Source organism: Companilactobacillus zhongbaensis, from assembly GCF_003946515.1.
Classification (GTDB): Bacteria; Bacillota; Bacilli; order Lactobacillales; family Lactobacillaceae; genus Companilactobacillus; species Companilactobacillus zhongbaensis.
The window spans coordinates 21,037-44,601 of the sequence record NZ_RHOM01000019.1; the positions used below are offsets into that span (position 1 = coordinate 21,037).

Below are 23,565 nucleotides of genomic sequence, written 5' to 3' on the forward strand. Positions count from 1 at the left end.
ATCATGAGTTTAAAAATCAATCAAGCCATAAAGATCCTAAAACAACATGATTTGCTAGTTTCCAGTAAGGTAACAGATCCTGATAAAGTGTTAACTAATATTAGTTATAACTCTCAAGAAGATCAAACTAATGGGATCTTTTTTTGCAAAGGGATCAATTTTAAACCTGATTATTTAAAGCAAGCCTTAACTTCCGGTGCGGCTATTTATGTGGCAGAACAACAGTTTGACGACCAAGCCGATCATTTGATTGTTACCGATGCATCAAAAGCCTTGGCAGTTTTGAGTGCTGAGTACTTTGATCATCCTGAAAAAGACTTGTTCATCATTGCTTTCACCGGTACAAAAGGAAAGACTACGACTGCCTACTTTATTTATGACATTTTAAAAGAAGTTTATCCTAAAAAAGTCGCCTTGTTTTCAACTATCGATCGGATCGTTGGACCTAAACCAGCAGATGAATTCAAGTCTGACTTGACGACGCCTGAATCACTCGACTTGTTCCGGGACATGCGCCGTTCAGTCGATAATGGGATGACGCACTTGGTGATGGAAGTCTCGTCACAAGCTTACAAGAAAAATCGTGTCTACAACTTGACCTTTGATATTGGCGGCTTTTTGAACATCACACCTGATCATATCGGTAAAAATGAACATCCAACTTATGCCGATTATTTGTACTGCAAGAAGCAATTGTTAGTAAACTCCAAAGTTAATATCATAAATCGCGATACTAACGACTTTGAAACAGTTTATGACGCAGCTTTGCAAACTAGTTCAGCTGACGATATTTATTTATTTGGCCGTGATCAAAGTAAAGACCATCTCGACTTTTTATTGACTTCTAAAGAAGCTACTTTAAAGGACAGTTTATTTACGATCAGTGCTGTGTCTGAAAAAGCCGAACAGCTCAAGGTTGCTGGTGATTACAAACTTGGTCTAGTTGGTGATTTCAATGAGGTCAACGCAACAGCGGCCGTTTTGGCAACTGGTTTGATCAAGATGCCAGTCAAAAATATTTATGACGGGCTAAAAGGAGCTCACGTTCCTGGTCGGATGGAACACATCGTTTCCAAAGATCACGGGACTATCTTCATTGACTATGCTCATAACTATGCTAGTATGAAAGCTCTACTCGGCTTTTTGCGGAAAGAATATCCTGAATCTAAGATCAAAGTAGTGGTAGGTAGTCCTGGCGATAAAGGTATTTCCAGACGTGCCGGATTTTCACAGGTGTTGACGGAATTGGCTGATTCCGCTATCTTAACTACTGATGATCCTGGTTTTGAAGATCCAGCCGATATTTGCCGTCAGATCGATGAAAAGATCGATCATGATAAAGTATCGACGAAGATCGTTCTTGACCGTCAAGAGGCCATTAAAGAGATGATCACTAATGGACAACCGGGCGACATTATCGTGTTGGCAGCCAAAGGTGATGATCCTTACCAAAAAACTAAAGGGATCGACGTTCCATATCCAACGGATCCAGTCGTTGCCAAATCGGTCTTGAGGGATATCGAAGGAGAATAGCTATGAAAAACTTCTTTACAGTCCTTGGAGGAATGGGGACTTTAGCTACTGAAAGTTTCGTTAGAATACTAGATGCAAAGACTAAGACTAACAAAGATCAAGATTACTTAGATTACATCGTCGTCAACCACGCGACAGTTCCTGATCGGACGGCGTACATCGTTGACCACAGTCAGCCTAGTTTTTTACCAGCTCTAAAGGAAGATGTTGAGCAACAAAGTTTGTTAAAGCCAGCATTTATGATCATGATCTGCAATACGGCTCATTATTTATATGATGAGATCCAAGCGGCAACTGATATTCCGATCATTCACATGCCACATTTGGCAATTTCCACGATGAAGAAGCAATATCCTAATGCTAAAAAAGTCGGTTTGATTGCTACCAAAGGTACGCTTTATGATCATATTTACGAAGATGAGATCAAGGATGCTGGATTTAACGTTTCTTTAGGTGACCAAGCAGTCCAAGATGAAGTTGAAAGCTTGATCTACGACGACATCAAGGTAGCTGGTTCGGTCAATAAAGAAAAATACCATCATATTCTACAAACTATGCACGACAAATTTGACTGCGACGTCATCGTCTTAGGCTGTACGGAATTATCCTTAGCCCAAGAAAAGGCGTCAGATCATGATTTTAACGTTATCGATGCTCAAAGCATCATTGCTGACAAATCGATCGAATTAGGAATGAAAGTTCGCAGAGGCGAGGAAATCGATTTTTCTAAGATTTATTAATGTTATCGAACATTATATTGAATAAAATCGTAACCCCCTTTATATTTAAGTTAACAGGAGGTACTTATTACTATGTTAAAAAAATTATCAATAACCACGGCTGTTTTGGCGGGCTTAGTGTTGGCAGGATGCTCGAACACACAGACATCAAGCTCAACACAATCAAACGATAATACTGAACAAACGAAGAGTACCAAATCGAGTGCTTCAGATACTAAATCGAGTGATGATACTAAAGCTAGCACTAACACCGAAGGCACAGCAGACGACGAAAGTAATTCAACAGCAACTGCTTCGAAGACAACCGGCTCACAAGCTAGTTCAACTACGTCAGATAGCAACAGTACTAGCTCAAAGACTAGTGACAGCAACAAGTCATCAACTCAAGCAAACTCAACTGAAGCTAATGCAGATGTCATCAACTCAGCTAGTGATGCCACAACTTTCTTAGGGGACAAGTTGGCAAAGACATATGACAAAGCTACAACACAATATGTTTCAAACGGTAAAATTACTTGGAATAACGTTGAGGGTTACCAAGTAAACGTTTATACTAAGAATTCAAATTCACCAGTTGGAAGTTATTTAGTACCAGCTAATGGTCAATATTTCCAAATTTGGTAAAATAAGTTAAAGACAATTATTAAGAGGTCGAGACATCAGTCTTGACCTCTTAAATTTTGAAATAAAACATGGAGATCGTTGATGAAACGTAAAAAATATTTTTTTGCCGTAATTTTACTAATGATTTTAGTAGTGACCGGCTGTACGAAAAATAATTCTCAAAAAAATGTCATCACAACGACGGTCAATACTTATTACGAACCAGTCAAAAGTATTGTCGGCGATAAATATCAGGTCGATCCGATCATTAAGTCGGTCAATGTTGACCCTCACAGTTTCTCGCCCTCAACAAATAATTCTAAGCAAATCGCTGATTCTAAGCTGATCGTTGCCAATGGACTCGGCTATGACGACTGGGTCAATAAGATGGTCACGGCCAATAGCCAACAAAATAATTTCATCGATTTTGGTAACATTCTGGGGAAGAAAAATGGTGACAACGAGCACCTTTGGTTCGGGGTCAACAACATGAAAAAGCTCTCGAAAGCGGTTTACCAACAAATGTCGAGGGTTGACTCAAATAGTAAAAATTACTATTATGGTAATTATAAAAAATATGCACACAAACTGGACCATTTATCAGACCGTGAAAAATCCATTAAGAAACTAGCCAATGGTAAAGTCGCCTACGTGACGGAACCGTTGCCTGATTACTTGTTGAAAGATATTGGTGTTAAGGTTGCTGACAATCATTTTGCTAAAGCCATCGAAGAAGACACCGATCCATCGATCAAAGATGTTAACGACATGGAACAAGGGATGAAGAATCACCAAGTTGATTTCATCGTCGTCAACAAGCAAGTTTCCAGCAGTATTATTACTAAAATGATGAATACTGCCAAGAAATACAATATTCCGATCGTTTATTTCACCGAAACATTACCGAGCGATGTTGGATATTATGACTGGATGTCAGATAATTTGGACCAAATCGAAAAGGTAGTTAAGGAGTAAGCTTGTGATCGAGGCAAAGAATCTTACTAAAAAATTTGGTAAGCAAGTAGTTTTTAAAGACGTCAATTTCAAGATCGATGACGGCGAATTCGTCAGCATCGTTGGCCGCAATGGTGCTGGGAAGTCGACTTTAGTCAAGATCTTGATGGGATTAGAGAAGAAAACTAGTGGCGAGATCGAGATGGACCATCAAGGTCGGATCGGATACGTCCCTCAGTTTCGTAATATTGATCTCGATTACCCACTCAATATTGAACAGTTTATGCGACTTAACTTAAAATTTACTTTAAATCCGCAAAAAAGACGGAAAAATAACGAAAATGTTCAAGCTATTTTGAAGCAAACTAATTTACTTGATCTGAAAGATCGTCCATTAGGTTTAGCTTCCGGTGGCGAGAAGCAAAAAGCCTACTTAGCGCAAGCTTTAGTTGGTCGTCCCCAAGTGTTGATCCTCGATGAATCGACAGCTAGTTTGGACGTCGATGTTAAAGTGCAATTGATGGACTTAGTCCAAAAATTAAATCAAGAACATGGTTTGACGGTCTTATTCATCACTCATGATTCTGATTTGACTAAACGTTACACTAAACGAGCTCTTTTGTTTGAAGATCATTCAGTTGAGAGCATCGGAGTGGACGAAATTTCGGAAGATATGTTTGAATAAGGGAGGAAAAGCATGTTTGGATATGAATTTATGCGCGAAGCTTTTATCGCCAGTACTTTTATCGCAATAACCGCTGGTATCGTCGGCGTTTTTGTTGTTTCAAGAAATATGTCGTTCCTTTCGCATACCTTATCGGAAATTGGTTTTGCCGGAGCTTCATTTGGTATTTTGATCGGTATTTCACCACTTGCGGGAATGATTTTATTTACCTTGATCAGTTCGATCGCCGTTGGTAGCTTGAGTACCGAATCATCAAGACGAGAGGCTTCGATCAGTGCCATCTCATCGCTTTTCATTGGTTTAGGGATCTTGTTTTTATCATTATCTTCAGAATCGAGTTCTTATGCGACAAATATCTTATTTGGTAGTATTGTAGGGATAAGTTCAACTGAAGTTCATCAATTGATGATTTTGGCAATATTTGTTATTGTAGTTTTGTTTATTTGCTATAAACCGCTAGCTTTTGATTCTTTCGACCACATCGGAGCCCAAGCTTCAGGCTTGAATACCCGCATGTTATCGGTGGTCTTTTTGATCACTTTAGCCTTGAGTGTTAGTATCGGTGCACAGATCGTCGGATCATTGCTAGTTTTCGTTCTTTTAACTTTACCTGGCGCAACCGCCAGATATTTGGTACACTCAGTGCCGAAGTTGCTTATGGTTTCAGTTGGACTGTCATTGGCCGGAGTTTGGCTCGGATTGTACTTAGCATTCGTAACAAATTGGCCAGTAACATTCTTTATTTCAGCCTTTGAAGTAATTGCCTACTTCATCGGTCTATCCTACAAAAACTGGAAATTGAGCCACTAGGGAGAATCAAACGGATAAATGAAAGAGTTATGGAATAAATATAAGGACACCATTCCTTATTTGTTTTTTGGTGTCTTAACGACGATAGTAAATATCGCTTGCTTTACTTGGTTTGCATACCCGCTACATTGGAATTACCAAATTGCTAATGTGGTGGCATATTTCTTATCTGTTGCATTTGCATACGTTACTAATAAATTATGGGTTTTTAATTCCCATACCAACACTTGGAAGGATTTCTGGCTCGAGATGGGTTCGTTTTTCTTGTTTAGAGCTGCTTCCTGGGTGATCGACCAGGGTACTATGACTATTGGTGTTACTTTGCTTGGGCAGAGTAAGTTTTGGGTTAAGATTGTTGCCAATGTTGTGGTTGTGGTGCTTAATTATGTGTTTAGTAAGTTTATTATCTTTCGGAAGACGGATAAGCTGGATAAGGCTTCTAAGAGGAATAGTTTAGCTGAGGATAAGTAGTTTGGGTGGAGGTTCACTGCCGGTTCTGCGGGAGGTTCCGGGAATTGCGCCGTGGAACGCTGCGGGCCAACTTTGAGCTATCCAAGGAAGACCGCCTTGGACATCTCAAAGCTTGACCTTTTCGTAAGCACGGCCCATGCCGTGCAAACGAAAATTTCGCGGCTGACGGCGAATTCCCTCCACTCATTTTTGGGTGGGGGTACGGTACTTATTTTTGTTGGTTAAGAATCTTTTGACTGATTGGTTGGTATTTTCCCTTATTCATTCCTAGGATTTTGACTTGCTTATCTATCTTGTTGACCTATTTTTTGGACATCATCGGTTGCTATTCGATGTTGTCCTAGATAATTATTTGAATAATAATGACCGTTATAACGGTAAAAAAGCCTGAGAAATCAACGTTGATTTCTCGGGCTTTTTGTTTTGTTCTCTTTTCTGCTCTTCTGTTACAAGAGAATTGTTGGGGTTATTGTGTAGGAATGCTTTTCGTCTACTTTTGAGGTTTGGGTTCTGGTGTTTACTAGGATTTTTTCTATTAGGATGCTGAAGTTGGTTAGTTCTTGTGGGGGGAAGTTGTTTTGATTGCTGGTCTGTTTTATTTTTCTGCATTGGCTTTGGTAGGTTTTTTTGATGTCTTTTACTGCGTCTTGTAGGTTTAGGGCGTAGTAGGAGGTTCGGCCTATGCTGGTGTATCTGTAGAATTCTGCTATCGGTTCTGTTGTTGTTTCTATGTAGGCGTAGAAGTTTGTGGCTATTTCCTTATCTTGACCTGATAAGACGTCTAGTGCTAGGCGAATGTTGTTTATTAGGTGGAAGGGTAAGTCTTGTAGTAGTCGGTCTAAGTTTTGCTCGAAGATTTTTTCTTCTTCAGGGTTTCTGACGGATACGATGTGATTTACCATGCTGATCGGTAAATCTTTTAGAAGCTTTGCTAGGTCGGTGTTTTCTAGTTCTTCGACTAAGTTTTGATAAATTGGGGCAGTTTGTTCTTTTAAGTAGCTTTCTTCCATTTGGAATTCACCGGCGGAAAGGCAGACGGAGTCACATAGTCCTAGTTTTAGACCTAAGTATGGGGACATGAAAATGGCATTTTCATCGATTCCTCTGGTCGTTTTAAAAATTTTTGTTTTAAGCATGATTATCACTCCTTGCCGGTATTAGTGTGTTTGTTTTCGTAGTATAGATTCTTTATTTAAAAAATTTTACCGGAGTTGGTTAGATAATCTTTGTGAAAATGAAAAAACCATTGGGCTAACTGGATTGTTAGTCTAATGGTTAATTTTTACAATTCATCATCGATGAATTGATTGGGTTTAAGTGTAAAGGTATTTTCTTTGTCGACAGTACGTTCGCCTGTCTTTTGATTAGCAACAACTCTTTCGATTATAGCGTTGAAATTAGTTATCTGTCTTGGATCAACGCCGTAAGCAGCGCCACTGCGTTTAAACTCATGACATTGTTTTTCGTAAATATTATCAAGTGCCCCAACTGCTTTTTCTAGGGTAGTAGCATAACTTTGGGTTGCTCCGATTGCCTCATATTTGAAGAATTCAACAACATCATCTTCGCTATTTTCTAAATAGTAATAAAACTCTAGAGTTTCAAAATCAGATGGATTTTTTAATACATCAATAGAAGCGAGAATTTTATTCATTCCGTGCAGGGGCGAATTTTTGAGGTTATTGGACAAATTGAGCAAAAAAGCTTCATATTCGGATTCACTTCGTACGGAAACAATAAAATCTTGCATGTTAACAGGTAAGTTGTTGATAACACTGGACAATTTGCGATTATATTGATTTTCCACCACGTGATTATAAAGTGGGTTTTGCATCTTGTTAAGTAAAGCAGATTCCTCGTTGAATATGTCTTCCGGCATAAAAACAAGGTCCGATAATCCTAATTTCAACCCTAAATAAGGTGACAAGAATGAAGCATCATCAGGAATCCCTCTCACTGCATTGAAGTATTTTGAAGTAGCCATTTTGTTTCCTCCCAAAAATATAAATATATTTATATTTTCAGTATACTATTCCAAAGAAAAATTTGAACTATTACTGGAGAATTTTCGTTTATCAAAGAAAACACTCAATGCATTTGATCTTGAATTTACCAGAAAAGAAAAAAATGAGATAGATCGAAAAATTTAGGATGCGCAAAAAGTGCCAATTTGATCAAAATAACTCGGTCCCAATCCAAAAAAAGAGGGATTGTTGCACTGTTTCCCCGGATCCCAGAGTCGGCAGTGAACTACATACCAAACTACCACCACCATCTCAACCCATAAAAAAACCATTGATATCAGCATTAGAACTGGAATATCAATGGATAATAAACAACTCTGCTAAATAAAAAACGATGAAACGGGTTCGTCTGCATGAATAGTTTGTGGGCGTAATAAATAGCTCTCATTTTCAAAAATGATTTCTGATTGAACGGGGCTAGTAGTTACCTTGATTTTTTGGATAGTAGGTGTGAATTTCAATAGCTTTTCGGGGTCAATGTTCAAAACCACAGCACGTTCACGGAATTCTCTGCATTGGATTTCATAGAGGTCATCAATTACTTTGAGCGCAACCTTGGGATCTTCCATGTAAAAGCTGTTGGTGCCGATGCCGTTGAATTTGTAGCAGCCTAAGCTGGAGTTGGTGTTGATGTCGAAGATCGTGGCTTTGGCGGGACCGCTGTATTGATGAGGGATTCCTTGGGCTTGTTCCAGTAGCCAATTTGTGTTTATTCCGTAGTGGGGGCAGTGTTGTTGCTCCTTGATGTGAGTTTGTAACGCCGTTGTGAAGTTAAAAAATGAAGCATCACTGTTGAAACTTACTACGAAGTCACGGGATTCTGCTGGTAGGTCGTCTGAGATGGCAGTGAAGGGAACTGTTCTGATTTGTCCAGTCAGTTGTCGTCCCATGTCGATCAATTCAGGTGTGATCTCATCTGGTTCTAGGATGCCATCGAAGACGTGGCTAGCATCGTTATTGATATAATTGTGCATTTTTGCGTAATCGTCTTTACGCAAGATGACGGCATGGGTCAGACCAAAACCTAGGGCTGTGAAAAAAGGCATTCGGTTGATGTCTCTTGGGTCGTATTTTTCTAATTTGAAGTACTTTGAGCCAACCATCTGATTGCCTCCTTTCAAATATGATAGTTATTGTGACTTATTATAGTTCATTTGCGAATAAGACTAAATAATTAGATTCTGGATTCATCATAAATAAAATTAAGATAACGTATTCATTTGATTTTTTTCATAGAATTTACAGTAACTTTACATTGGATTGGTACATTTATTGGTGGAGGGATCAATATTGTCATCGTTATATGAGGGGTTATTATCGGCACCACATTCTATTGTCATGTTTTTGCAACTGGGGTTATTTTACTTATTCAATAAGAAATATTATCGTGACCGTTTAACTATTGGATTACTATTTTTTGCACTGATGGTCGTCGCATTTATTGCTATGTCAGCGGTGATCGATTTGGTGGTCTTATTTGCGCTTGCTTTGGCCGTTTTGGTGCGGGCGGTAGAGCTCAAAAATAAGCATCACATCCGGATCAGCCTTTTTTCGATGATAATATTGTTCACCGTTTTTGGATATTTTGTATATAACATTATTTTTAATTTTTAAATTTAGTTAGTTGGGGGAATTGGATGAGTATAGGTCATTTATTGACTTTACTAATATGTTTTTCGATCATTAGATTAAACGGCAAATTTGGCAAGAATTTGCGTAATTTTGTCGGTTTGTGGAGATTTGCATTATCCGTGCCACTTTCAATATTTTCAATCTATCTAGTTTATCAAGATACTCCATTGCTATTACCGTTAACTATCGTAATTTTATTAATGATGTTGTCAGTCAATTACTTGAAGTACAAAATGTGACCAACAAAGGTGGAATCGTGATGTATAAGGATCTGATCAGTCTTTCTTTGATGATAATTTGGCTTTTGTTCATTTGGTTTACCAAGTTTGGTCTGAAAATGACCGATAAATTAGGCAAGTATGGATTTTTGAGTAGCACCATCGTGCCGTTTATTTTGCTTTCGATCGGTCAGGGTCGAAATGCCATTTATTCCGGTGTGATTGTGATTGTCATCGGTTCGTTGATCATTAATAAGTTCCAACATCGTAATCAAGAAAGTAACCAGTCTTCTCAAGAGTAAGAAAAAAGGTAACAAGGATGATCACTTTGTTACCTTATTTGGTGTGCACCTAATTTTTTTCAGTATCGTTTATTTAGCTTTGGGTGCCAAATAAGGAAGAATTGTCGAGTAAGCAACTATTTAATCAAAGATGGTCGTACTTGGCTTCTGTCAGTTTGTCAGTCCCATTCAGTGGCATGAGATCGTCATGATGTATCGTGAGGATAATGATAATCCGGCTTTAGCTAATTTGTTGAAGGGCATTTAAATAAGTACATAAAAAAAGCTAGCAATTTGTTTGCTAGCTTTTTCGGTATTATTCTTGTAATTCACGGATGGCCAAAGCAAAGTCACCAACAGTTGCGGAATCGTTGTTTTTAACTAGTGGCATCATGATGTATTTGTCTAAGTCTGGAACGTCAACGTATCCGTTGAGTAGTTCTGAGAATTGAGCGCGTACCTTGTCTAACAAGGCTTCGCTGACTACGCCACCACCGAAGACGATTTTGTCTGGGCGTAGGATCAATGTTACTTGAATGGCTGCTTGTGCTACGTAGTAAGCCATGATATCCCATGTGTGGTCAGTTAATGGCACGTCTTTTCCAGGTTTGTTCAAACGTGCGTCAAAAGTTGGTCCGGCCACTAATCCTTCGAGACAGTCGCCGTGGAAGGGACAAATTCCTTTGAAGTTTAAGTCTTCAGGGTGACGCTTGACGAAAGTGTGTCCCATTTCAGGATGTCCGATGTTTCCGATGAAGTTACCATTTTCAATAGCTCCACCACCAACACCAGTTCCGATCGTGTAGTAGACTAGTGAGTCAATTTTTTCATTGGATAATGTTGACATGATGTATTCACCATAGGCTGAACCATTTACGTCAGTTGTCCAAAACATTGGTACGTCTAATTCCTTTTTCAATGTTCCTACGAAATCAACGTTTGCCCAGTGTTTCTTGGGTGTTTTGGTGATGTATCCATATTTAGGATGATTTTTTCTTTGTTCGATTGGTCCGAATGATGCTATACCGATTGCTTCTACTTCGAATTGTTTGAAGTAGTCGATGGTTTTGCGTAGTGTTTCCTCGGGTGTTGTTGTGGGGAAATGCACACTGTCTTTGATGCTATAGTCTTCGTTTCCTACTGCGCAAACGAATTTTGTTCCGCCGGCTTCTATACTTCCTACTAGCACTTTGTTGCCTCCTGATATTTGTGAAATGATATTAGAATATTATCATTGTGATGATGTTATCGTCAAATTTTCTGAAAATATTTTGGGAGGTGGTTCACTGCCGGTTCTGCGGGAGGGTTCCGGGAATTGCGCCGTGGAACGCTGCGGACCCACTTTGAGCTATCCAAGGGTAAACCCGCCCTTGGACATCTCAAAGCTGGGTCTTTTCGTAAGCACGGCCCATGCCGTGCAAACGAAAATTTCGCGGCTGACGGCGAATTCCCTCCACCCTCCCGCAGAACCTAGGGTAGTGGAACACTTTCCTTCTGGTGGGATTACGGTGCTTATTTTTATAGTGGTAGATTGATTTAAACTATTTGGAGTGCTGTTTTTTTTGTTGGTTTTGTGGAGCTTATTTTAAATAGGTACTCAAAATCTAAATTCTAAACTCTAAACCACACAGTTCTGTTCTTGGATTGCTCTAATCTATTTTTGTTAGTGTTTTTGGTCTCTTTATTTTTATACTGCGTGTATTTTTGATAACAAAAAAATAAGGCGAACAAAAAAATAACCCCATCTTTTATCTTGAACTGTGTTGATTCAAGGTTACTGATGAGGTTATTTTCATTTTTTATTTGAAAAATCTGGAAACTTTGGGTTCTTTTCATTTTCTTTTTTAATAAATTTCGGTGTTTTTGATTCTTCTTAAGATGTTCAATGATCCATCTCTGTATCCTAGGAAGCCGTAAATTGCTATTCCTATTACTGCTCCGATTGATAGTACTATGGTTGCTCCTACTTTGTAGCGGACGTCTATTGCTAGGGATAATAGGTATACTGCTGCTCCTACTAGGGCTAACATTACTATGCTGTTTACGGTGATTTTTAGTAGGCGTTTTGCTAGGTCTTTGTCTACTATTCCGAATTCTTTATTGATTAGTCTGAAGGCGAAGTGGCCCATTATTGCGAAGGCTAATGTTGATGATAGTAGTGGGCCGTATACTCCTAGGTATAAGGTTGCTGGTAGCTGTAGGGCTACTTTTATTATGTAGGCTAATAGTAAGAACCACATTGATGTTTTTACGTGGTGCGTTACTTGTAGGATGTTTTCTAGGATCATGAAGACGCAGTAGAAGATGGCTTCGATGCATGATACTGCTAGGACGAAGGATCCTTGGGTGTTTTGACCGTAGAATAAGGTCCATAGTGGTGAACCGATGGCAATCATTCCTACTGTTGCTGGTAAGATCAAGAAGATGGTGAATTCTACGATGTTTCTCATCAATTTCTGGATGCTTGCTTTCTCTGCTTTACGGCTGATCAAGGCTGATAGGGCAGGGATGACTGATGCTGAAACAGAAATTGCTAGCGATACTAAAACCATGATCAATTTGTTAGCTTGGAATCCAAACATGGCATACAAATTGTCGATGGTTTTGGTGCTGGCGTGAATGATCTCTTGGTAGATCCATGAAAAAGTCGTTTGGTCGAATAATTGTAAGACTACCATGATCGTATCTACTAGTAAAAATGGAATGGCAGATTTTAACATGGCACCAAAGCTGATTTTTGCTAGTTGATCTTTGTCAGTAGTCTTGATCTCATCGGCTGGGTCGATCGTTTTTCTAACACGGTGTCTCATCCACAGCAAGTACGCATATGCCAAAGTGGCACCAATGAAAGATGCTAAGGTCGATTGGTTAACGGCTTGCATGTAGTTTCCGTTTTGAACAATCATGATCATGTAAGTTGCGTAAAGCATGTAGGCTACACGAGCGATTTGCTCGATCACCTGTGAAAAAGCCGATAAGGAAATGAAGGCATATCCTTGGATGTATCCTCTTAAAATACCGAGGGCAGGGATGACTAGCATCGCGATACTTAGGTATTTTATCGGAGTAACGACACGCATGTCTCCCGCCGCAAAAATAATGGCTACGTATTTAGCACCGAAGAACATGATGGCAGCTAACACGACACCAATCAAAGTCATGTAAAGACTGTATTTTTTCAGGATTTTCTCACTTTGATCATAATGTCCCAGTGAGTTTGAGGCTGCAACTTCTTTAGAGATAGCTGAAGGGATACCAGCAGTTGCGATGATCAAGAATAAGTTGTAAATGTTATAAACACGGGCATAAAGTGCATTAGCCACACCCACGGCAGCTACACCGATCCAAATGTTCCAAGGGATGATGTAAACGACGCCTAGGACTCTTGAGACGATCCCACTTAGTGAGATCCAAACAGAGCTTTTTAGTAGTGAATCTTTTTTCATAAAATTGTATCCATTCTAAATAAATATGTATTTCATTATAATTGAAGAAATTAAACCGTGTGGTTATTTTTTTAAGCGTAGAAAAAGATTACTAATAATAAGCTGATGAGTGCTGGTAATCCTTGTAGAAAAATAATCTTTTTAGTTGCTGTCAAGGCACCAAAAGCGGCAACGATGAAGATGAATGATGTTAATAAGATCAAAATGTATTTTAATGTTGCGCCGGTGAAGAGCAGGATCATCAATAAGATCAAGACTCCCAGCATGGCATTGTAAATTCCTTGGTTGGCCATGGCGACTTTGGCATTTTTATTTTTGACGAATTCCAAGGGCATATCGAAAGCCCCAGCTTGTTTGTCTGGAGTTCCGAAAATCTCGAAAAGTCCGATACCAATGTGCTCGATCCCGAGCAAAGCAACGATGATCAATGTAAAAATTTCCATTCGTGATGCCTCCTTTTGATGTGTACTTCAATGATAAACTTGTCGTTTAAATAACACAATTTGGATCTATCACAAAAAAATTATTCGGCGGTCACCATCGCGAACATTTCGGAAAAATCGCCTTTTTGCATAGACTTTGCGTGACGGATGCTATCCATTTCTTCATATGTGATGGATGAATCTTCTAAAATCGCATGAATGAGCTCTTCTAGATCCCCTAATTCTTCCACCAAACTTGCTCTCGTGTCGGCTTTTTCAACTTCTTGAGCTTCTTCGATTAACTTGTGACGTAGAGCGATGCGATATTGAGCATTGGATAAAGTTTTGAATTTGGCTTTGTCGCCAACGATGTCTGGAATTTTGTTGCGTACTAATTTTTCCAAAGCAAATCCCCCCTAAATTGGTTGATACCAATATTATCATATGGTTGGGGATTGGACAATTTTTGGATCGTTGATTAAAAAGGGTGGTCTTTGGTTTGGAGGTGCTCTTTTGGTTTTTGGGGGATTGGGTTGTTTGGGGTTGTTTTGTATCAAATATTGAATGTTTTGGCTCCAAACTTTATTTGTGTGTTATCAAATTTTGGCTTCTTTGTTGCCAAGCGTTGCTCGATTTATTGTGGAAATGCGTTACGGGAGGCAGTGGCCTCTGGTTTAGAAACCGTGGCAGGCACGACTTCGGATAAAATAGTGCATTCCATTCCTTTTTTGCAAAACTTGCTGAAACAAAATAGCACTATCCAACTTTGCCAGCTGAAATTGCAGCAAAGTGGATAGTGCTTTTTATGTTTTATCCTCAAGGATGTTGAAACGAGCTCCGCGAGGTAGCGGCCTCCGGTTTAGCAACTGTCAGCAGGCACGGCTTTGGACAAAATAGTGCGTTCCATTCTTTTTTGCTAAACTTATCTGAAATAAAATAGCACTATCCAATTTTACTGGTTTGAATTGCAGCGGATTGGATAGTGCTCTTTATTTTAATTCTCAAGGATGTGAAAACGAGTTCCGGCACACAGCGGCCTCCGGTTAACGCAGGTGGTCGAGGCACGACTGCGTCGCACCTTGTTCGACCACCTGCGTTAATCCTCAGCAGCTACCCGTGTGCCTCCACTCTCTGTGTTTTAATGCACGTCTGTTGAGTTGATCCATTCGTTTGTTGATACTCGGTACATTGATGCGCCGTTGATTGTGGCTGTTCTGTCTGTGTACCATGATGTGTTTGCTGCTAATGAACGGGATGATTTGCTTCCGTCTGTTGTGTACAAGGCTTTGATTGAGCCTGCGTTTGTTGTGATTGTTGCACTTGTTCCGTTGTATCCGTAAACTTGTGAGGCTTTTACCCATTCGCTTGTTGATACACGGTAGTATTTTTCACCATTGATTGTCTTTGTTTGGTCTGTTGCCCAATCTGAATTTGGTGATAGGGAACGTGTTGTTTGTGTTCCGTCACTACTGTAAAGTGGAACGATTCCGCCATTTGCGTATGTTGCGATTGTTCCTGTAAATGGTGTTGCTACTGAAGAGCCTTCTTTAACTACTTGAACAGTTGAAGAGTGAGCTCCTTTTTGCAATGTGATTGAACTGTCAGCATCGTTGACTAATTCGTAACCAGCTGGTGCTGTTACTGTCTTACTTTGTCCGTCTGCACCTGTAAGTGTTGTTGTATCAACAACTTCACCTGAGTTAGCATCTTGGAAACTGATTGTGTGTGTACTGTCAGAATTTACAACATGAACAGTACCAGTCTTAGTCCAAGTCATAGGTTCTCCATTCCAACCTAATGCTTGGTCAGTACCTGTGTATGTAACTTTGTAGTCGCCGACTTTAGAAGTATTAACGTTTGAAGTGTCAGCAGTAATATCAAGTGTATTACCGATAGTATCAGTTGCACTGATAGCACTTGTGTTTACTTGTTGACCTTTAAGGATTGTTTGATCAGTGTTTGACCATTGAGCATCCAAGACGTTTACAGTTAGAGATGTTTTTTCACTCTTTGTGTCGTCTGAGTACTTAGGTTGAACTACTACTGTATAAGAACCAGGGTAGGCATAGTTGAATTGACCGTTATCTATAACATCAACATCGTCAGCTTTTGGAGTTGTTTTATATGTATCAACTGAGTCTAGTTTAAAGCCAGTATCACCTTTTTTTACGTTAGTAGATGTTTGTCCACCTTGGAATGTGATGGCTGATGAGTAAACAATTTTAACAGTTTTAGATTGACCAATTAGGCTACTAATAATATTTCCAAAACCACCTAAGTCACTTAGGTCAGGTGTAAATGTTACTGTATCGTCTTTAATGTCCATTTTAGCAGGAACAAAGCCTAAGAAAGTAGGATTTCCACCGATAGCAGCTTTAATGTTTTCTTCGGTTGGGTCAGTACCACCAACTAGAGTGATGGTGTCTCCTAAGTTAGAAACGTTAACACCAGTAGTTGTTGATCCATCAAGCGAGTTTGTAGTACCTGAAAGTAGACCAGATAGTGAACTTCCAGTAGTGTCGCCAGATGTTAAACCTGTCAACATGCTTACAATATCAGTAAGTCCAGCAGCTTGTGATGTTTGTGCTGAAACAGCAGTTGTAGCAGCTCCCAGAGACAAGCTGGCTACGAGTGCGGTAGTTAAAACAAATCTCTTTGTTTTCTTCATAATAGTAATTCCTCCTCTTAAATCCAATATAACCCCAAACGTTATATCGACATTTCCCTTCTATAATAATATTTTGTCGGTTACTTAACCATGACACCAATATTAAATTTTGGATACAAAAGAAATTATTATTTTATGACTTAAATTTAACTTTAATTAATAAATTATAAAAAAATTAGCCTTATTTGTTTAAAAATAGATTTAATATTTGCTTTTGATGTGTCAATGACGGTCAAAGTTTGCAAAAAATGGAAACCTTTTCTTGAACAATTGAGCATGTTCACGTTTTGCGAGCAACCGTTTACAATCATTGGCACAGTAGGTGTTTTTCAAAAATGGATTTTTGATAAATGGTTTAAATTGATAATCATTGTGATACAATTAATTTGTTAAATAAATAAAGGGGGATTTATTTTTATGGCTTACGATGTTGTAATCAAAACTACAGAGATGGGTACGGGGGATGAAGCATTAACACAAAACTTAATGAATGCATTTATCCATTCTCTTACAGAAGCTGACAACAAACCTAAGAACATTATTTTTTATGCTGAAGGTGTTAAGTTGACAGCTAAAGGATCAGAAGCTCTTGATGATATTAAAGCTTTGGAAAAAGCAGGAGTTAACATCCTTTCATGTGGAATTTGCGTAGACTACTACGAATTAACAGAAAAACTAGCTGTAGGTGGAAACACAACTATGGGTGAAGTTGTTGATATCTTATCATCTAGTGATAATGTTGTTTATCCATAAAATATTTTTTGGAACAATGTCCACAATGACACCATAAAGTCTGACTTTATGGTGTTTTGCTTGTATATAGGGTGGTTGAGGATGTTTTTTGCATCGCGGGGTGTTTGGATTTATCCTTGATTGCTTTTGATTTGGGAAAATTTTTAGTTTTTTGGAGATGGCTAGGTTGGGTTGTGTTTTTTGCTTGGCTGGTCGCTTCTATATTTATAGTGGAAACGCGCTCCGGGAGACAGCGGCCTCCGGTTTAGAAACTATCAGCGAGCACTGCTTCGCAGCACTCTAGTGCTGACAGTCCCTAAATCCTCAGCAGCTGATCGTCTCCCTCCGCGCTCTATTTTGAAGGAGGTTCTAATATGGATTTTAAACCGTTCTCGACTTCGTTGATGGGTAGTATGCCGAGAAGTCCTGAATTGCTTGATGCTCGTAGTCGTGGTGATCAGGATGAATTTGACGAAGTTTTGTTAAGAGATACTAAAGATGTTTTGAAACGCCAGGAAGATGCTGGTATTGATGTTGTTGTTAGTGGGGAATTATCCCGTGATAACTACATGTCATTTGTGGCTGAAAAGGTTGATGGTCTTAAGTTGATGTCGCTTAAGGAAATCGCTGAAAAAGCTGATAATGAGGAAAAATTTGAGGAAAGTGTTAAGCAAATGGACGCTGACGATGGGTATATCAATAATCCTATCGCGGTTGATCGGATCAACACTGAAAGTATGCTTGATTATGAAGAAATCAAACGTATGAAGACTTTGACAGACCATCCGATCAAGGCAACTATTCCTAGTCCTTATTTGTTAACTAGATCGATGTGGCTCAAGGAAGTCACTGGTGAGATCTATGAAGACAGAACTGAATTAGGTGAAGACGTTGTTAAATTGCTTTCTAATGAGATCCAACGTTTGATCGATATTGGTGTCGATGTTATTCAAATCGATGATCCAATTTTGTCAGATGTTGTTTTTAACAACAAAAATTCGAAAAACTCATTTTACTGAGGTGCTTTATCCGAGAAGGTCAAGATTGACCGAGAATTGAATTTTGCACACAAACTATTGGAACCACTCTTTAAGCAGATCAAAGCTAGTGATTCTATTGGTTCGATCCACGTATGTCGTGGAAACTGGACTAAGAAAGAAGAAACATTGCTTTCCGGTTCATATGATAAATTAGGTAAATTCTTTGATGGGATCGACGTTGAAATGTTGACGCTAGAATTCTCAACTCCTAGAGCTGGCGAAATTTCATCGTTGTTTGAAAACAATGATCTAGCCGACAAGATCACTTTAGGATTAGGTGTTATCAACCCAAGAAGTGACGAAGTTGAAAATCCCGATACGATCGTTAAATCAGCCGAAGAAGCCTTGAAGTTCTTGCCTCCTGAAAGAGTATGGCTAAATCCTGACTGTGGATTCGCCACATTCTCAAGTCGTTCACTAAATGATTATGACGTGATCGACCAGAAGATGAACGCTATGGTTGAAGCTTCTCAAAGACTGAGAAGTAAATATTGTTAAAAAATAAAAATGCGATTCAGAGTTTGCTCTGATCGCATTTTTTTGTTGGATTGGATTAATTAACGGCTGGATAATTAAGCGAGATCAGTTGCTGCGATCCATTCGTTAGTGGAAACTCGATACATTTTGACACCATTGATCGTTGCTGTCTTATCGCTGTACCAAGAAGAATTAGGAGCAAGTGATCTAGTCGAAGATTTTCCGGCTACTGAATACAGCGTTTTGTTACCGCCGTTACTAGTTTTGACCGTGCCAGAATAAGCTTGATAAGTTAACACGTCTGAAGCTTTGACCCACTCCGAAGTTGAGACTCTAAAGTAAGTTTCATCATGGATAGTTTTTGATCGATCCGAAGACCATTCACTATTGGATCCTAGATTACGATTGTTGATCCGTTTTCCCTTGGCATCATAGAGTGGAGCAGGCTTGGTTGTTTTTACTAGTAAACTATATGTTTTCTCACTCATTGGTTCTTTTTCCACAAGGATAGCTTTTTGCGGTTGATTGGGACGCATTGTGATGGTTTGATCGTAATCGTTGACGGGTTTGTAACCGTCAGGAAAGTCGACAGGCAAAGTTTGTCCGAGCAATCCTGAGATCGAACCTTGGTCAATGGTCTTGTTAGTACCTTTTTCGATGAAGTTCATCTTAGTTGTGACAGCACTTTTGTCTTTGATGATCTCGACTACATGGACACGATCCGTAGCGCTGATGAAGTAGACTGAACTTTGATGGAAAGCTAGGCGATACCCGGCTGGTACTTGATAAGATTTTCGATCACCGATTTTACCTTTGACTGTTTTTGTGGAAATGTAGATTCCGGAACGTTGAAGACGATATTGGACCGTGTTGGTGATCTCGTCTTTGGCTAATTTGTTTGGTTTGACGTAAACCGTTCGTGTAGTTACGTTTTTGATCAAAGTGAAGTGCGAATCGTAAGGATTGACTACTTGGTACAAATCAGGGATGTCTAGTTCGAAAGTTTCATCTTCGACCCCACTGAGTTCTTGCTTGCCGACTTTTTGATTAGTCTTTACGTTGACGTAATTGATGGTCGTGTAGACTGGGTCTGAGATCAGTAGCTTAGTGACCTTCACGTTGACCCGAGCGTAGCCATCAGCTAAACGAATGAAATTTTGCGAAGGGTCGACGATCTTATAACCCTTCGGCACATTGACAGCTTGCAAATAGCCGACAGGACCCGTGACCCGTTCGGTTCCCACACTGGCAGTGCCGTTGACGTAGTTGATAGTGTTGACGACGATCTTGTTGCTGGCAGTTTGTGTAGTTGCCGCAGAAGTGGTAGTGACGACGTTTCCTAGTGTTGCACTAGAAAATAAAATCGCTGTAAGTAAGACTAGATGTGTTTTCTTCATAAAGATTCCCCTAAACCCCAAATTTTGCCAATGCGTAATATGACATAGTTGCAATTTAAGCCAAAAAAATAAGCATTTCAATCGATTTTATTTATAATAACTAACTTAGGTAAAACGGTATTAAATCAGTGATTATAAGACGTTTATAAAATGTTTATTAGTTAAAAATTCTTAGACGGATTATTTAGGATATAAAAAAATAGTGTTAGAAACCTAACACTATTAGATATTGCTATATTAGTTTTTGAGATCTAATCACCCAAAATATTTAGTATTCATATATAAATAATTTGAAGTTCAAAAATAAAACATTTCAGATAATTATTCATAATCAATTACAAATGATGGCTTTTTGCTAAATTACCGCCGGTATTTATTTTTTAATAAAATAATTCTTTATATTATTTATTTAGCAAATTTTAATCCAACTACCGCAAAGATTATCAAAAAGATGAAGAATCCTCTGATCCAACTTCTTGGTTCGTCGAAGAGCCACATGTTCATGATCGCGCCACCGGCGGCACCGATCCCCGTCCAGATAGAATAACCGATCGACATCGGGATTGTCTGCAAGGCTAAGGACAAAAATACCAAGCTGATGGCAAACGATAGGACCATGGCGACGACAGCCATTTTATTCTTTTTATCGGTGTAAAAACCTAGGAAGGTCACGCCACCCATTTCGCCTAATCCGGCTAAAATTAAAAACATCCAATCCATTAGTGGGCCCTCTTTTCTTCGTAATCAGTTACCATCTTCAGACCGATCACACCGATGGTCAGTAAGATGACGAATATTAACTTGGTCCAACTGAAGGCTTCGTGGAAAAGTAATACACCGGCGAGAACGACAAATAACGAGCCTAATCCAACATAAACGGCGTAGGTCGTTCCGGCAGGGATGTTTTTGCTGGCGTCGATCATTAAGTAGAAACTTAAAATGATGATCGCCACGACGATCAATGTGCCAATGACTGAGTGTACGTGTTTCATCGCTGAAACCCAAACCACTTCTAATAGAGCTCCCAATAAAATTTCAAGCCAACTTCTTCTCATACAATCACCTCGAAATATAGTCGAAGACAAGACTCTAATAGTTTCTGACATAACTGAAAAGCCAGGGGCCCATTTTGGACCACCTGACTTCTTGGCGTTATGCGGAGAATTTGAGTTCTGTCACATGTTTCAAAGACGAATCGATCGTCTCAAACGTTGCTATAGTCTACATTATATTTTACTTGATTTTTTTTCACTCGGCAATCGAATTGAATCGACCCAAAAAAATACAATATTTTCTTACTAAAAAATAAATTCGGGTGTTTAGCGCTTTCTTTTTGATAATCAATTGACTACCTTCGGGAAATCAGCTAACATAACTATAAATTTTATACTCAAAAAGAGTATTTTATAGAAAGAAACGGATATATTTGCGGAAATTTGTGAGTATATTCGTAATTATAAAAATTCAAGGAGGATTTCTTTTCATGTCGGCATGGGATACAAAATTTGATAAAAAAGGCTTTACGTTTGATGATGTTTTATTGGTACCTGCAGCAAGTAGTGTACTTCCTAATGATGTGGACCTTTCGGTTCAATTGGCAAAGAACATTAAATTAAACACACCTATTTTGAGTGCAAGTATGGATACAGTTACTGAAGCACCAATGGCAATTGCCATGGCACGTCAAGGTGGGCTAGGCGTTATCCACAAGAACATGAGTGTTGAACAACAAGCAGACGAAGTATTAAAAGTTAAACGTTCAGAAAATGGCGTTATCATTGACCCAATTTACTTAACAGTTGATGCACCAGTCAGCGCTGCTGAAGATTTGATGCGTACTTATCGTATTAGTGGCGTTCCGATCGTTTCTAATACTGATGAACTTAAGCTAGTCGGTATCATTACTAACCGTGATCTTCGTTTCATCACTGATTACTCAGTTAAGATCGATTCCGTGATGACTCGCGAAAACTTGATCACAGCTCCAGTTGGTACTTCGCTTGAAGAAGCTGAAAGGATTCTCCAAGAACACAAGATCGAAAAACTTCCACTAGTTGATGGCCAAGGTCGTCTCGGAGGTTTAGTAACAATCAAAGATATTGAAAAAGTCCAAGAATTTCCTAATGCCGCTAAAGACCAATATGGTCGTTTGTTAGTAGCCGCTGCGGTCGGTGTTACTAGCGATACTTTTGAAAGAGCTACAGCCTTGCTTGATGCCGGTGCCGATGCTATCGTGATCGATACAGCCCACGGTCATTCAGCTGGTGTGCTCCGTAAGATCTCACAGATCCGTGACGAATTCCCAGACGCAACTTTGATTGCCGGAAACGTTGCTACATCTGAAGGAACTAAAGCACTTTACGATGCTGGTGTTGACGTAGTCAAAGTTGGTATCGGACCTGGTTCAATTTGTACAACTAGAATCGTTGCTGGTGTCGGTGTTCCACAATTGACAGCCGTATATGATGCAGCCTGTGTGGCTCATGAATACCACAAGACGATCATTGCCGATGGTGGTATCAAATACTCAGGTGACATCGTAAAAGCTCTTGCAGGCGGTGGAAATGCCGTTATGCTAGGTTCAATGCTAGCTGGTACCGATGAAGCCCCAGGTGAATTTGAAATTTATCAAGGACGCCGTTTCAAGACATACCGTGGAATGGGAAGTTTAGCTGCCATGTCACACGGTTCATCAGATCGTTACTTCCAAAGTGGAGTCAACGAAGCCAACAAACTAGTTCCCGAAGGTATTGAAGGACGTGTCGCTGCCAAAGGCGCAGTAGGCGACGTAATTTATCAACTATTAGGGGGACTACGTTCAGGAATGGGTTACGTTGGAGCAGCGAACTTGAAAGAACTACAAGATGCCCAATTCATCCAAATCTCAAATGCCGGATTAAGAGAATCACATCCACATGATGTTACTATTACTAAGGAAGCTCCTAACTATTCTACGAAATAGAAACACAGAGAGCGCAGCGAGGTTGGTCAGCTGCTGAGGATTAACGCGTATAGTCGAACAAGGTGCGGCGCAGCCGTGCCTCGACTATATGTGTTAACCGGAGGCCGCTACCTCGCGGAGCTCGTTTCAGCATCCTTGAGGATAAACATAAAAAGCACTATCCAATCTGCTGCAATTTAAGTCAGCAAAATTGGATAGTGCTATTTTATTTCAGCAAGTTTAGTGGTCAAGAAATGGGTAATACTATTTCATACCAGAAAAGTATCAATCTCCGATATTTTCTAAACATAAAAAACAAAAAACCCAGGTCCGAAAAAAACGAATGCGATAATCCCTTTATGGTTGTCAGATGAAATAATATAAATTCATCTGATATTCATGAAGGGATTTTTTTATGTCTAGAAGTAAATATACAGTCCAAGAGAAGCTGGATCTGGTGTTGGAGTTTAAAGAAACCCAACCCATCTTCA

Annotated in this window: 25 protein-coding genes; 14 read left to right on the forward strand and 11 right to left on the reverse strand. The window is 39.4% G+C overall.

Annotated elements, in window-relative coordinates:
* Positions 1-3: 3 nt before the first annotated feature.
* From EKM69_RS08545 to EKM69_RS08575, 7 genes are all read left to right on the forward strand, one after another.
* Positions 4-1,533 (forward strand): UDP-N-acetylmuramoyl-L-alanyl-D-glutamate--2,6-diaminopimelate ligase, encoded by a 1,530-nt coding sequence (locus tag EKM69_RS08545; protein WP_125710159.1) that lies wholly within the window; start codon positions 4-6, stop codon positions 1,531-1,533.
* Positions 1,534-1,535: 2 nt separating this feature from the next.
* Complete coding sequence (locus EKM69_RS08550; RefSeq protein WP_125710161.1) at positions 1,536-2,273, forward strand: amino acid racemase; 738 nt, start codon at positions 1,536-1,538, stop codon at positions 2,271-2,273.
* A gap of 72 nt (positions 2,274-2,345) precedes the next feature.
* Positions 2,346-2,897 carry a hypothetical protein gene (locus tag EKM69_RS08555; protein ID WP_125710163.1) on the forward strand — a complete coding sequence of 184 codons (552 nt, stop codon included), beginning with the start codon at positions 2,346-2,348 and terminating at the stop codon, positions 2,895-2,897.
* An 81-nt stretch (positions 2,898-2,978) separates the two neighbouring features.
* Complete coding sequence (locus tag EKM69_RS08560) at positions 2,979-3,851, forward strand: metal ABC transporter solute-binding protein, Zn/Mn family (protein WP_125710165.1); 873 nt, start codon at positions 2,979-2,981, stop codon at positions 3,849-3,851.
* 4 nt (positions 3,852-3,855) lie between these two features.
* The gene (locus tag EKM69_RS08565; protein ID WP_125710167.1) at positions 3,856-4,515 is read left to right on the forward strand and encodes a metal ABC transporter ATP-binding protein; all 660 of its coding nucleotides are present in this window, start codon (positions 3,856-3,858) and stop codon (positions 4,513-4,515) included.
* Positions 4,516-4,527: 12 nt separating this feature from the next.
* Positions 4,528-5,325, forward strand: a complete 798-nt coding sequence (locus EKM69_RS08570; RefSeq protein ID WP_125710169.1) for a metal ABC transporter permease — start codon at positions 4,528-4,530, stop codon at positions 5,323-5,325.
* 18 nt (positions 5,326-5,343) lie between these two features.
* A complete protein-coding gene (locus EKM69_RS08575) occupies positions 5,344-5,796 on the forward strand; it encodes a GtrA family protein (protein WP_125710171.1) in 453 nt (150 codons plus the stop codon).
* A gap of 446 nt (positions 5,797-6,242) precedes the next feature.
* On the opposite strand, the gene EKM69_RS08580 is transcribed toward EKM69_RS08575, so the two are convergent.
* From EKM69_RS08580 to EKM69_RS08590, 3 genes are all read right to left on the reverse strand, one after another.
* On the reverse strand, positions 6,243-6,932 hold the full coding sequence (locus EKM69_RS08580; RefSeq protein WP_125710173.1) for a hypothetical protein: 690 nt from the start codon (positions 6,930-6,932) through the stop codon (positions 6,243-6,245).
* 146 nt (positions 6,933-7,078) lie between these two features.
* Entirely contained in the window at positions 7,079-7,780 is a 702-nt protein-coding gene (locus tag EKM69_RS08585) for a hypothetical protein (RefSeq protein WP_125710175.1), read from the reverse strand.
* Positions 7,781-8,140: 360 nt separating this feature from the next.
* Positions 8,141-8,923 (reverse strand): hypothetical protein, encoded by a 783-nt coding sequence (locus EKM69_RS08590; protein WP_125710177.1) that lies wholly within the window; start codon positions 8,921-8,923, stop codon positions 8,141-8,143.
* A 187-nt stretch (positions 8,924-9,110) separates the two neighbouring features.
* On the opposite strand from EKM69_RS08590, the gene EKM69_RS08595 reads away from it, so the two are divergent.
* From EKM69_RS08595 to EKM69_RS08605, 3 genes are read left to right on the forward strand one after another with little or no spacing between them, the layout of a single operon-like run.
* Positions 9,111-9,434, forward strand: coding sequence for a hypothetical protein (locus EKM69_RS08595; protein ID WP_125710179.1), 324 nt, complete (start codon positions 9,111-9,113; stop codon positions 9,432-9,434).
* 23 nt (positions 9,435-9,457) lie between these two features.
* Positions 9,458-9,691 carry a hypothetical protein gene (locus tag EKM69_RS08600; protein WP_125710181.1) on the forward strand — a complete coding sequence of 78 codons (234 nt, stop codon included), beginning with the start codon at positions 9,458-9,460 and terminating at the stop codon, positions 9,689-9,691.
* Positions 9,688-9,972 (forward strand): hypothetical protein, encoded by a 285-nt coding sequence (locus EKM69_RS08605; RefSeq protein WP_125710183.1) that lies wholly within the window; start codon positions 9,688-9,690, stop codon positions 9,970-9,972. Before EKM69_RS08600 ends, EKM69_RS08605 begins: the two co-directional genes overlap by 4 nt.
* Before the next feature lie 295 nt (positions 9,973-10,267).
* On the opposite strand, the gene scrK is transcribed toward EKM69_RS08605, so the two are convergent.
* The 4 genes from scrK to EKM69_RS08625 all read right to left on the reverse strand — a co-directional run bounded on the left by scrK (position 10,268) and on the right by EKM69_RS08625 (position 14,223).
* Entirely contained in the window at positions 10,268-11,140 is an 873-nt protein-coding gene (gene scrK, locus EKM69_RS08610) for a fructokinase ScrK (protein ID WP_125710185.1), read from the reverse strand.
* 655 nt (positions 11,141-11,795) lie between these two features.
* Positions 11,796-13,397, reverse strand: coding sequence for a putative polysaccharide biosynthesis protein (locus EKM69_RS08615; protein ID WP_125710187.1), 1,602 nt, complete (start codon positions 13,395-13,397; stop codon positions 11,796-11,798).
* Between the two features lie 71 nt (positions 13,398-13,468).
* A complete protein-coding gene (locus tag EKM69_RS08620; RefSeq protein ID WP_125710189.1) occupies positions 13,469-13,840 on the reverse strand; it encodes a DUF1304 domain-containing protein in 372 nt (123 codons plus the stop codon).
* Between the two features lie 80 nt (positions 13,841-13,920).
* Positions 13,921-14,223, reverse strand: coding sequence for a nucleoside triphosphate pyrophosphohydrolase (locus EKM69_RS08625; protein WP_125710191.1), 303 nt, complete (start codon positions 14,221-14,223; stop codon positions 13,921-13,923).
* 129 nt (positions 14,224-14,352) lie between these two features.
* Here EKM69_RS08625 and EKM69_RS08630 point away from each other — a divergent pair, with 129 nt between their 5' ends.
* Complete coding sequence (locus EKM69_RS08630) at positions 14,353-14,616, forward strand: hypothetical protein (protein WP_125710193.1); 264 nt, start codon at positions 14,353-14,355, stop codon at positions 14,614-14,616.
* Positions 14,617-14,957: 341 nt separating this feature from the next.
* On the opposite strand, the gene EKM69_RS12515 is transcribed toward EKM69_RS08630, so the two are convergent.
* Positions 14,958-16,487 (reverse strand): SLAP domain-containing protein, encoded by a 1,530-nt coding sequence (locus tag EKM69_RS12515; RefSeq protein WP_125710195.1) that lies wholly within the window; start codon positions 16,485-16,487, stop codon positions 14,958-14,960.
* Positions 16,488-16,904: 417 nt separating this feature from the next.
* On the opposite strand from EKM69_RS12515, the gene yedF reads away from it, so the two are divergent.
* Positions 16,905-17,240 carry a sulfurtransferase-like selenium metabolism protein YedF gene (yedF, locus tag EKM69_RS08640; RefSeq protein WP_125710197.1) on the forward strand — a complete coding sequence of 112 codons (336 nt, stop codon included), beginning with the start codon at positions 16,905-16,907 and terminating at the stop codon, positions 17,238-17,240.
* A 353-nt stretch (positions 17,241-17,593) separates the two neighbouring features.
* Entirely contained in the window at positions 17,594-18,757 is a 1,164-nt protein-coding gene (locus EKM69_RS12640) for a cobalamin-independent methionine synthase II family protein (RefSeq protein WP_318530663.1), read from the forward strand.
* Positions 18,758-18,831: 74 nt separating this feature from the next.
* Here the strand turns inward: EKM69_RS12640 and EKM69_RS08655 are convergent, their stop codons facing one another.
* The 3 genes from EKM69_RS08655 to EKM69_RS08665 all read right to left on the reverse strand — a co-directional run bounded on the left by EKM69_RS08655 (position 18,832) and on the right by EKM69_RS08665 (position 21,188).
* The gene (locus tag EKM69_RS08655; RefSeq protein WP_125710201.1) at positions 18,832-20,133 is read right to left on the reverse strand and encodes an SLAP domain-containing protein; all 1,302 of its coding nucleotides are present in this window, start codon (positions 20,131-20,133) and stop codon (positions 18,832-18,834) included.
* A gap of 405 nt (positions 20,134-20,538) precedes the next feature.
* The gene (locus EKM69_RS08660; protein ID WP_125710203.1) at positions 20,539-20,853 is read right to left on the reverse strand and encodes a DMT family transporter; all 315 of its coding nucleotides are present in this window, start codon (positions 20,851-20,853) and stop codon (positions 20,539-20,541) included.
* The gene (locus EKM69_RS08665) at positions 20,853-21,188 is read right to left on the reverse strand and encodes a DMT family transporter (RefSeq protein ID WP_125710205.1); all 336 of its coding nucleotides are present in this window, start codon (positions 21,186-21,188) and stop codon (positions 20,853-20,855) included. Before EKM69_RS08665 ends, EKM69_RS08660 begins: the two co-directional genes overlap by 1 nt.
* A gap of 428 nt (positions 21,189-21,616) precedes the next feature.
* On the opposite strand from EKM69_RS08665, the gene guaB reads away from it, so the two are divergent.
* Positions 21,617-23,095: an IMP dehydrogenase gene (guaB, locus tag EKM69_RS08670; protein WP_125710207.1), complete on the forward strand. Its 1,479-nt coding sequence runs from the start codon at positions 21,617-21,619 to the stop codon at positions 23,093-23,095.
* Positions 23,096-23,565: the final 470 nt, after the last annotated feature.